Annotated in this window: 4 protein-coding genes and 2 pseudogenes; 5 read left to right on the forward strand and 1 reads right to left on the reverse strand. The window is 61.7% G+C overall.

All coding sequences use genetic code 11. The annotated features are described in order from the left end of the window. From ACL03I_RS38660 to ACL03I_RS38670, 3 genes and pseudogenes are all read left to right on the forward strand, one after another. Positions 1 to 456: pseudogene (locus ACL03I_RS38660) on the forward strand (transposase); the annotation flags it as partial. A 104-nt stretch (positions 457 to 560) separates the two neighbouring features. Then, entirely contained in the window at positions 561 to 1,337 is a 777-nt protein-coding gene (locus tag ACL03I_RS38665; protein ID WP_412808549.1) for an alpha/beta fold hydrolase, read from the forward strand. Between the two features lie 1,370 nt (positions 1,338 to 2,707). Beyond that, positions 2,708 to 4,945, forward strand: a complete 2,238-nt coding sequence (locus tag ACL03I_RS38670; protein WP_412808550.1) for a hypothetical protein — start codon at positions 2,708 to 2,710, stop codon at positions 4,943 to 4,945. Between the two features lie 703 nt (positions 4,946 to 5,648). Here the strand turns inward: ACL03I_RS38670 and istA are convergent. Further along, positions 5,649 to 6,486, reverse strand: a pseudogene (gene istA / locus ACL03I_RS38675) (IS21 family transposase); the annotation flags it as partial. An 859-nt stretch (positions 6,487 to 7,345) separates the two neighbouring features. Here istA and ACL03I_RS38680 point away from each other — a divergent pair. Both ACL03I_RS38680 and ACL03I_RS38685 read left to right on the forward strand, forming a co-directional pair. Then, positions 7,346 to 8,287, forward strand: a complete 942-nt coding sequence (locus ACL03I_RS38680; RefSeq protein ID WP_412808551.1) for an alpha/beta hydrolase — start codon at positions 7,346 to 7,348, stop codon at positions 8,285 to 8,287. Between the two features lie 363 nt (positions 8,288 to 8,650). Further along, positions 8,651 to 9,496, forward strand: coding sequence for a class I SAM-dependent methyltransferase (locus tag ACL03I_RS38685; RefSeq protein ID WP_412808552.1), 846 nt, complete (start codon positions 8,651 to 8,653; stop codon positions 9,494 to 9,496). Positions 9,497 to 9,824 lie beyond the last annotated feature (328 nt).

The raw sequence follows: 9,824 nt of genomic DNA on the forward strand, positions 1-9,824 counted from the left end.
CGGCGAGGGAAAGCTCTACATCTGCGCGGTCAAGGACGTCTACTCCAACCGGATCGTCGGTTACTCGATCTCTTCGCAGATGAAATCGAGCCTGGCCGTCCGCGCGCTCAGCAAGCCCGCCGCGGTGACGTGGCCGGCTGCATTCTGCGCACCGACAGCGGGTCGCAATTTCAAAGCCGAAAGTTTTTGCGCGCCTGGGCTCGTCACGGCATGGCCGGATCGATGGGCCGCGTCGGCGCGGCCAGTGACAATGCCGCCATGGAGAGCTTCTTCGCGTTGCTGCAGAAGAATATCCTGGACTGCCGATCCTGGTATAGCCGTGAGGAATTGCGCATCGCGATCGTCACCTGGATCGAGCGGACCTACCACCGCCGCCGACGGCAAACCGCTCTCGGTCGTTTGACGCCGGTCGAATACGAGACAATCATGACCACACCGGCCAGTCAGGCCGCGTGATCGAATTTGTCACCCGATCGTGCAGCAGTCCCTACGGCTGACCCGGTCGGGGGTCGATTTCGAAGTCACGAGAAGCGGTCTCTGTGAGTTGTATCGGAGGTGCGATGAGTGATCAGGTGAAAAGAGTGAGATCTGAGGATGGGACGGGGTTGGCGGTTTATGTCGGTGGGAGCGGGACACCGCTGGTGATGGTGGGAGGGGCGCTGTCGGATCATCGCGCGGTGACGCCGCTTCGGCCGCTGCTGGAGCCGCATTTCACTGTCTATGCCTATGACCGGCGGGGGCGGGGTGGAAGCGGGGACGCCGCGTCCTACGAGGTGCAGCGCGAGATCGAGGATCTTGCAGCGGTTGTCGACCTGGCTGGGCCGGGCACTGTCGTGTACGGGCACTCGTCAGGGGCGATTCTGGCGATGGAGGCCGCAGCCCAGGGGCTGCGGGCTCGTCGGCTGGCTGTCTATGAGCCGCCGTACGACGTGGACCGCAAGGCGATAGAAGACCTTCCGGAGCGGTTGGCTGTTCTGGTCGGAGCAGGCGATGGGGCGGGCGCCGTGCGTGCGTTTCTTCGCGACGGTCCAGGGATATCCGAGGCAATGCTGGACAAGATGAGCGCCGCACCGTTCTGGCCCGCCATGGTGGCAATTGCGCCGACCGTTGTCTACGACGCGACCATCGCCATGGTTGGACGGGTGTCTAAGGAGCGATTCGCCCGGCTGCCGATGCCGGTCACGGTGATGTATGGGGACAGCAGCCCGAACCGGATGCGCGCGGCGGCCGCTGCGCTGGCCGAAGCGGTGCCAGCCGGAGCACTGGTCGGGTTGTCCGGGCAGGATCACAATCCCAACCCGACAGTGCTGGCTGAGCACTTGATAGCCGTGGGCTGACCGACCGGCTGCCTCAGAACCGTCGCGGGAATGTCAGTGCTGGCTTGCCACCACTGACATTCCCGCGCCCACCCGCATATTTCGCCGCCACCACCACCTGCCAGGCCTTTTCCGCAGGTCAGTGCCCCCACTGACATTCAGTAGCAAAGCTACTGACGCGTGTGGCAAACCGCCAGGTCATCCACTGACATCCCGATGGCAAGTCACACCCAAGTCAGGCCTGGAGCCGCTGATGCCCGGCTACTGACATCTGTAGGGAAAGCGCGTTGACACCGGTGGGAACCGCAACTCAGTGCGCCGACATCCTGGCGGGAACTCTCACCGAGCATCGAAAGGTGACTGTCGCGCTGATGCTGTTGGGCCAGAACGTAAGCAACCCCAGGTCGGCATCAAGTAGTGGTTCACAAACACTGAAAGTGAGCTAAGATGCTATAGATTTCAGTCTGAGCTGAAGTATTGTGATCGGTCGGAAGGTCGGGTATGGCGCTGGTGGGTACCGCTGGACTGTAGAGGAGACCATGTGCATCACGGTGCACGCCTGCGAGCTGCATGCACGGCTAGCGGACTCGGATGCCCCGTACACCGTGCCGGGCACCGACCCCGGTGATCTTGAGGCTTTGTGGTCCGGGTCCGCGGAGAGGTCTACAAGCTCGATATATCAGCATGGACCACCCTCGACCGATCGCTGGAGGAAAATCCGACCAAAGTATCTGGAAATTCGCGAAGTACCGTACGCATCGGTGATGCGGTATGCGAATCCGCCGATCCTGCCCTGTACTCGATCACGCTTCGCGCGTTTGGCTGGGTGGTGGCATGGGTTCATCTGGACCAACCGGCGTGGGCCTGCCACCTACCGAGTGTCGGTGGCGGAGAGGTGACGCTCCAGCCGCGGTTGCCAATCGCCATCGGGGCTGGAGCGCTCAATTGGAGCGGGCCTGATTCGAGTGTGGTTGGCCGGGGCCTGATGTGGCCTTTGTCGGGGTATTATCGGAATTTAAACTCGATGAAGTGTGTTCAGGTGCGAATGTGTCGCAGCGCTTTGTCGTCGTGCCGTGATAGCCGTCGGGCAACTAATGTCTGTTGATGTTCCGGACTCGGTCCCATCGCGGTTGGTAGATTTGCAGGGAAGGCGTTTGCCCGAGCTCTGTCGGTCTGTTGGGAAGTCATTGCTGGTGAACCCGGGGCGGCCGAGTGTGATAGCTCGACGGTTTCTGGGCTGGGCTATTTTTTCAGGCAGCCGAGCTAGTGCCCTGTGTCTTCTGGTTGCTGGATTCGTATTATTCGTGGTGCCGGGCGCGGCTGGGGCGGTGGCCGTAGCGCAGTCGGGAACGACCACGGTGGGCCGGCCGGGGATAGCGGCGTTGAGTTGGATGGACGTGCGGGACTCGTCCGGGGTGCGTTTGACCGACTATGTCTTCGCCACGAACCACGGTGGCTTATTCCATCCGATGGACACGGTGATGTCGGGCGTGCTTGGCCTTGAATTCGTCGGGTATATTGTCTTGGTTACCACGGCGGTCTGGCTGATCGGCTACGCCGTCAGTTTCCAATGGTTGGATCCGTTCGGGCGAGCGTTGACCGGTGTGGCCGACAATCTCACGGGGCAGATCGCCACTCCGCTGACACTCGTTACCGCGGCGGCTATCGGGGCGTTCTTCGTGGCGTGGTTCATCGTGCGCGGCCAGCCTGCCAAGGCCACGATGCAAATCGTAGCCATGGTCGGCGTCGCGTTGTTGGGTCCGGTGTTCTTGGCTGAACCCCTCGGCGATGTTTTGTCTTCGCACGGGTTGCTGGCTCAGGGCCGCGATCTGGGTATCGCGGTGGCGGCAGGGTTGAACGGCAACTCCGACGCGAACCCCCGGCAGGTTGTGGCGACGATGCAGGGTGATCTGGCGGACAACTTCGCCCGCCGACCACTACAGGTGTGGAACTTCGGGCATGTCGTCGACGAGTCACCTCGCTGTGCCAACGCGTGGTCGGCTGGTGTGCGATCCGGCGATGACTCGCGGGTCATAGACGGCATGCGTGCCTGCGGCGACATCGCGGCCCATGACGAGGCCAACGATCCGAGTTGGGCCCAGGTCGGATCCGGGCTGGTGCTGCTGCTGTGCGGGATGATCCTGCTGCTGTTCGGCGCATACCTGGCGATCAAGATAGTTTGGGCCGCGATGGACTCCATCTACCACGGGTTCATGGCCATCTTCGGCTTTGCCGCAGGCGGCTTCATTTACGGTCCTACGCAAACTTTTCTGATTCGCAATCTCGTCGATGGCTTCGTTGCGGCCGGACGCATGGCCGCCTACACCATCTTTCTCGGTGTTTATGTGCTGTTCCTTGGCAACCTTTTTCAGCAGGCCCAGGGTCAGGTCATGGTGGTCCTGGTGCTCGGCGCCATCGTGGAGATCATCGCCATCCTGCAGCTACGCAGGCTCGCTCGCAGCTTGTCTCACGGTAACGACTGGATCGCCAACCGGTTCGCGCTGGCGATGCAGACCGGAGGTTCGTCGAAGGGCGCCGGTGCTGGCGGCGGTACCGCTCTGGGTATGGGCACGATGGGTGCGAGTCAGTCGATGTCGGGTATCAAGATGATGGCGTTGATGGGGGGACTGAGCACCGTTGCTAACTCGCCGTTGACCGAATGGGCCCTGGGAGGGGTTCAGGGGTCGTTTCGCCCCGGAGCCCGGAGGAGGGATAGAATGTCGAGGATGCAGTCGGGGTTCTGGAATAGTCCGGGCATTGGCGGTCCCGGCGGTACATACGCACAGTCTTACATGAAATTCCGCCAATTCGTGATGGGCGCCCGCGAAGCGGCGATGGAATTCGGCGGCCGCAACACCTACCGGGGTGCGGCCGCGGCGCTGCGGGGTGTGAAGGATTTCGGTGGGACGCGTGCTGATTTCTTGGGTGCTCTCAGAGGCGCCAGGTTCACCGATGATCGAATCATGGCGTTGTCGACCCTGGCTCGAGGCATTGTCGACGATAACAGTGAGGATGAAACTCTCGGGGACAAGCACCTTGGGCACGTGGTCGCGGCGGTGCAAGAAGCGCAACGCCAGGCGTACCGTCTCGTGAACGGCCATGGCAGCGCTGAGGAAGTCGCGGCTAGTTTCGGGGCACTTGAGCAGGACGCCTTAGTATTTCGCAGGGCAAATTACGGAGGCGTTCGCCTCGACGGAGGAGCTGACTGGGGGCCCGAACGGGCTATCGTTACCGACTACATGAACAATCCTACGAGAGAGAAGATTATAGCTTTGCGGGAAGTGCGCGATGGCGTGCACACCAGCACAGCACCCGCGCCAGCCCACGCAACAACACGGATGTTGACCGGCATCGACGCCGATCAGGCTGGCCGCATGATGGACTGGATCGGTAATGAACACGCCTACCAGCTCGATGATGCCGTAAAGGCTCTCATGCGGGATCCGACGAACCAGCAACTCCTCCGGAATGTCCGCATGCAGGCCGTCCGTGCCACTGACACCGACCAGTGGGTGTCCGGTGCCCCGCGAACACCATGGAACAATCTTGCACCACCAGACTCCCGGACTGTGCTCGATCCAAATCGGTGGGCCCGGCGTATGGCCGGAGTGGAGAGGTTGCTGCGGTAACTGGAGTGTTCATCAAGTTTGACTCCCGGCCGTGGTGCGGCACCGGCTGAGGGCCTGGCCCGAGATCTGCCGCAACAGCCTCGGTCCGCTGCGGACGGGGCAGCGTGGCCGGTTGGCCACCTACGGCATCACCAGGCCATCCTCACCGTCCGTATCTGCCGGTGTCAGCGCACCCTCTGCGCTACAGCTACTGCTCCCGGTCCCGCTAGAGAGACTGGTGGCTGCTCGGTTCGTGCCTGACAATCAGTGCACGCCCGGATGGTGCGTCCGGATCCACATGACCCGAAGATCCACCGTTCGTAACCGAGTTGCCTCACACTTGCGGAACGCTGGTGAATCCGGCTCTCGGCGGCAAATACAAGAACCAACCGGAGAGCACCGTCCATACCGCGCATGTCATGGCGCTCGTCTAGCACGGGAATTGTGGTCGATGTCCCATTGCTTGCTTGCGCCTGCTTCGTGGGTGCTGTCGCCGGATATCTGTCCCGAGGTCGGCGAGGCGTTGAACCGGCGCCTAACGAACAGGCATTGCGTACATCGAAGCTGTCGGGCATGCGCAGCAAGCTCCTCAACGGCTCGGCCGATACAAACGTGCTGCGGTGTCGCCGAGCGACCTGTCCTCTCGGCCGGTGGCTCCAGGGAGCGACCGGCCGAGCGTCCCTGACGGGATAGCGCCCACTGGTTGGTCGCCGCCGCTATCCCAGTCGGTGTCGAAGGCCTCGATCGGGCGGCCGCCGATCGCGCGGACCGTGCGGTTGTTGGCGCGAACCAGCCACTCACCCAGCTGCGTGTTGAAGTCGGCCGGCGAGGTGAATCGGCGGCCGGGCAGGAAAAAGGTTTCCAGGAAACCGTTGCAGCGTTCGACCATGCCCTTGAACTTCGGTTCCCGCGGCGGCGCCAGAACGATCCTCGTCCCCAGAGTCCCCGCGAACGCCGCGGCCGGCTCGGTCACTTTCCCGGCGCCGCCGATCGCTGCTTCCCGGTCCCAGACCAGTGTTTTCGTGACCCGACCGATCCCGGCAATCAGCTGCAACATTCCTCAGAGCAAGTTCCCGGCTTGGCGTGAGGGCAGCATCACCGAGGTCAAGCACCGCGAATACGCCGAGGTCATCACCAGCACCGGCAGGACCCTGGACTGTTCGTGACCGACCGGGATCTTCGCGTCGGGAAACCACAAGTCGCACTGCGTTGTCCGGCCCGGCTCGTACTTCACTCGGTCGACAGGGCCGACACCGGCGTATTCGGGGCGGATCTTCTGATCCGCGCCCGCAGGATCGACGACGAGTGGGTCCATCCGATTCGCTCCGCGATCACAGTGGCAGGCATCCAAGGGAACTCCGCCAGCAGTGCCCGGACTGGAGCTCGACCCCGTCGGTCAGCGACCCGGCCGGTTTGCGCTCGTATTTCGGTGGCCGGTCCGATGCCAACGCGGCCCCCACCGTGTTCCGCGCAATCCCCAGCCGCCTGGCGATCTCGCTGATCGACACACCCTCAGCCCGGTGCAGCCGACGGATCTCGGCCCAGTCCTCCACTGAAATCACCCCCCACAGCAGTACAGGGCTGTTCAAAATTGCGTCGCCAGTTCCTGCGCAGGGAGCGTCAGAACCTTTGTGGGTGAGAGGTCTTCATCGTCGGCCTGTCGTAGCAGGTCGGCGGTGTTGAGGGCAGCCTGATCCGGGTGGTGCTGGGGAGGGTTGGAGCAGCCCTGACAAAGCCGGGACGGGCCAGTACTGCCAGATGGTGCGGGTCCGGCGAACGGGATGAAGAGGAGTACGCGAGGAACCAGCGTTGTTACGTCCCTTTATGTGCCGCCTGCTGGAACCTGGCGGATCTGGGCAGGCGGTGCGTACCTTCCACTTTCGTAGTGGCCGGGGAACTCCTGGATCGGTGGACGAAAGCCGGTCCGGAGGCTACGAGGTAGGTCTACGGCGTACTCGTAGCGATGCCGAAGGGACACAGTTGGGCTCCTCCTTCGTCGAGCGAATCACAGTGAACACGGGAACCACCCGGTCGAACTCCCTGACGACGCAGAGAGCCGCTCTTCGGCGTGTCGCTGAAATGAACTTGGGCAGAGGGTGTTGGAGGGTGCGTGCTGGTCGATACCGCAGTTCTTCGCGGTATCGCGTCGTTCGGCTCGACCAGCGCCTACAGCCCCTCCGGCACTAGGCGCTGCGACAACACATCGATCACAACCAACATCATGCAGCACAGCCGTTACACCACACCACGAACGAACGACGACCACATGAGACAGCGCCTTATGGTCGCGATGCTCGACCGCCGGTGGTTGGTGCCCTCGGCAAGTCGGGAGGAGTGCACGCTGTGGACGCCAACCGATTTGACTTTTGCAGTCATTTCATTCGAGACTGAATTGACTGGCAGAGATGAACGGAGTGCATTATGGTCCCCAAGACGGAGCAGGTGAGGTTCAACAGCCTCGGCACCGAGTGTGCCGGGGATCTGTATCTGCCTGCTCAGGATGGCCCGATCCCCGCGCTGGTACTCGGCCACAGCGGAGTGATGGTCAAAGAGGCATTGGGCGTGTTCGCGCCGTATTTCGTGCGGGCCGGGTTCGCGGTGCTGGCGATCGATTACCGCACGGTCGGTGCCAGTGATGGCCAGCCGCGCGGGCTGGACTACCCGCAGCGGCAGGTGGAGGATTTTCGTAGCGCCATCTCATACCTGCAGACCCGGCGAGAAGTCGACGCGGATCGGATCGGGGTGTGGGGAGTCAGTATCGGAGGCTCGGTCGCCGCGCACGCTGCAGTACTGGATCGGCGTGTGAAATGTGTTGTGGTACAGAGTCCGAGCGTATGGGACGGATGGCGCTATCTGGAACGGTTGTACGGGCGGATAGGCGTCTGCGCGCTGCGAGACCGCTTGGACGAGGACTGGCAGCGTCGCTACGCCGGCGAGGCCAGTGCCCGAGTTCCGCATCTGACGCTGGAAGGAGAGAACGTGGAGAGCGCTCCCGACTTGGCCGCAGAAATTTTCCCTACTTACCGAAACGAGAAGACGCTCGACTCGGCAGAGTATCTGCTGAACTTCGCGCCGGAGTACTTCATTCACCGACTCGCGCCGACTCCACTGCTGATGATTGCCAACGGCGGCTGGGATCCATACCACATGCTGGAGGAGGCGCAGAGCGCATACGCGAAGGCTGGCGAGCCGAAGCGGCTCGAAGTCCTGCCTTATGACGTGCTCGGCCTGTACACCGGTCCTGGGCTGGACGAAGCAATGCAACTTGCGGTCGACTGGTTTGATCTGTACCTGCGCCGCACAAAGGTCGTTGTTCCAACACCTCCACCAACGCGGGAGTCGGTGGACGCCATGACACGGTGATCGAGCAGTACACAGCTTAGGGAGGCCGCGGCATGCCGATGCCGAGGGAATAATACAGCCTGCTGCAGTGGGTGGAGCGAGTACCATCAATGTGCGCCTGCTGATGACTATCGGATGGATGCGGAGGGTTATAATTGCCGCTGACCGTACATCTTATTACCGCATCGAGGACGACGACGTCTGGCAGACGGTGATCTACAGTGAGATCCCAGTTTCGGTGAAAACGCTGAAGAAGGTCTCGCGCAGATGGGCGGTAGGATCCAGTACGCATCGAGCGGGGTCCGCGCCGCCCAGCGGGCATTGACCAGGTTATGCGACATCGCTGCTTAAACCCCATGGACACCACTATCGAAAGGGTCGACCATGTCTCGAATCCGCCCAACCCTCGACCCGATCCAGGAAACCCTTCTTTTGACGCTAAAAGCTCGGGCCTTGGACCACGGGTCGCCCACCCCTGTCCTCGGTGACGCCCGTGCAGCAGATCTGGTCGAGCAAATCGACTACGACTTCACGAATTTGAAACTGAAGCCCAGCCTGATCAGTGGAACTGCGCTGCGTTCAAAGAAGATAGATGATGCCGTGCGAACCTTTATCGCGACCCACCCGAACGCGGTGGTCTTGGACCTGGGCTGCGGACTGGACACTCGCGTATTCCGCTGCAATCCGTCGGCAGGTGTCGACTGGTACGATATTGACTACCCTGAGGTAATTGCACTACGCGCTGATCTAATTCCGCATGGGTCGCACCTTGTGGGCGTCGACCTCACTCAAGCCGGCTGGGCTAAGAATCTGCCAGATGGCCGTCCTGTAATGGTGGTTGCCGAGGGGTTGTTGCCATTTATGCCCGGTACTTCTTTTCAGGATATGATCGGCGAAGTCGTCCGACATTTCCCGACCGGCGAACTTGCGCTCAACGGCTATACGCGCTTCGCCGCCTGGGCTATGAAGTATCACCCTTCTATCAAAGCTCTTGGAATCACGGCCGCACAGGGCTTCGACGACCCGCGCGAACCCGAAGCCTGGAATCTCAATCTGACCCTTGTCGAGGAGCAGCTACTTACTCGCAGTGCTGAAGTTTCTGCTTTCCCGCAGCCGCTGCGTGGCATAACTCGTGCGATTGCGCATAGTACGGTCCTGTCCCGGCAAGCAAACCGGGTACTTCGATATACCTTCGTGAAAAATAGGACTGAAACAGCCGTGGACTCATGAGCCCGGGTTATTCGTCTAAGGTGCGCGTTGGCGGGGATTCCCTCCAACAACTATGCGGCTGACTGGCCGCTAGCATTGGTCAGATTCTCTGAGAAGAGGAAGGTTTCGCGCCGAAGGGACTTGCGGATGTCTTGTTATTTGCCAGATTGATTATGCGTGGCTGTGTGGTTATGGCTTAGGCACAGGGCTTCGAACCGGCACGTGGCTGTGCAGTACACATCGGCTCAGGGAAGAATTTCGGCTGTCAACCCAGTGCGTCGGAGGCTTATACCTCGAATCGGACGGTTGGTCACCTGCCACACCCGGCGCTGGGACGCTGCTGATGGAT

Source organism: Nocardia sichangensis (assembly GCF_047200615.1).
GTDB classification, from domain to species: domain Bacteria; phylum Actinomycetota; class Actinomycetes; order Mycobacteriales; family Mycobacteriaceae; genus Nocardia; species Nocardia sichangensis.

What these genes read in the sequence shown, in the direction of transcription:
- ACL03I_RS38665 (WP_412808549.1), top strand. Translation starts at nt 561, where the DNA reads ATGAGTGATCAGGTGAAAAGAGTGAGATCTGAGGATGGGACGGGGTTG.
- ACL03I_RS38680 (WP_412808551.1), top strand. Translation starts at nt 7,346, where the DNA reads ATGGTCCCCAAGACGGAGCAGGTGAGGTTCAACAGCCTCGGCACCGAG.
- ACL03I_RS38670 (WP_412808550.1), top strand. Translation starts at nt 2,708, where the DNA reads ATGGACGTGCGGGACTCGTCCGGGGTGCGTTTGACCGACTATGTCTTC.
- ACL03I_RS38685 (WP_412808552.1), top strand. Translation starts at nt 8,651, where the DNA reads ATGTCTCGAATCCGCCCAACCCTCGACCCGATCCAGGAAACCCTTCTT.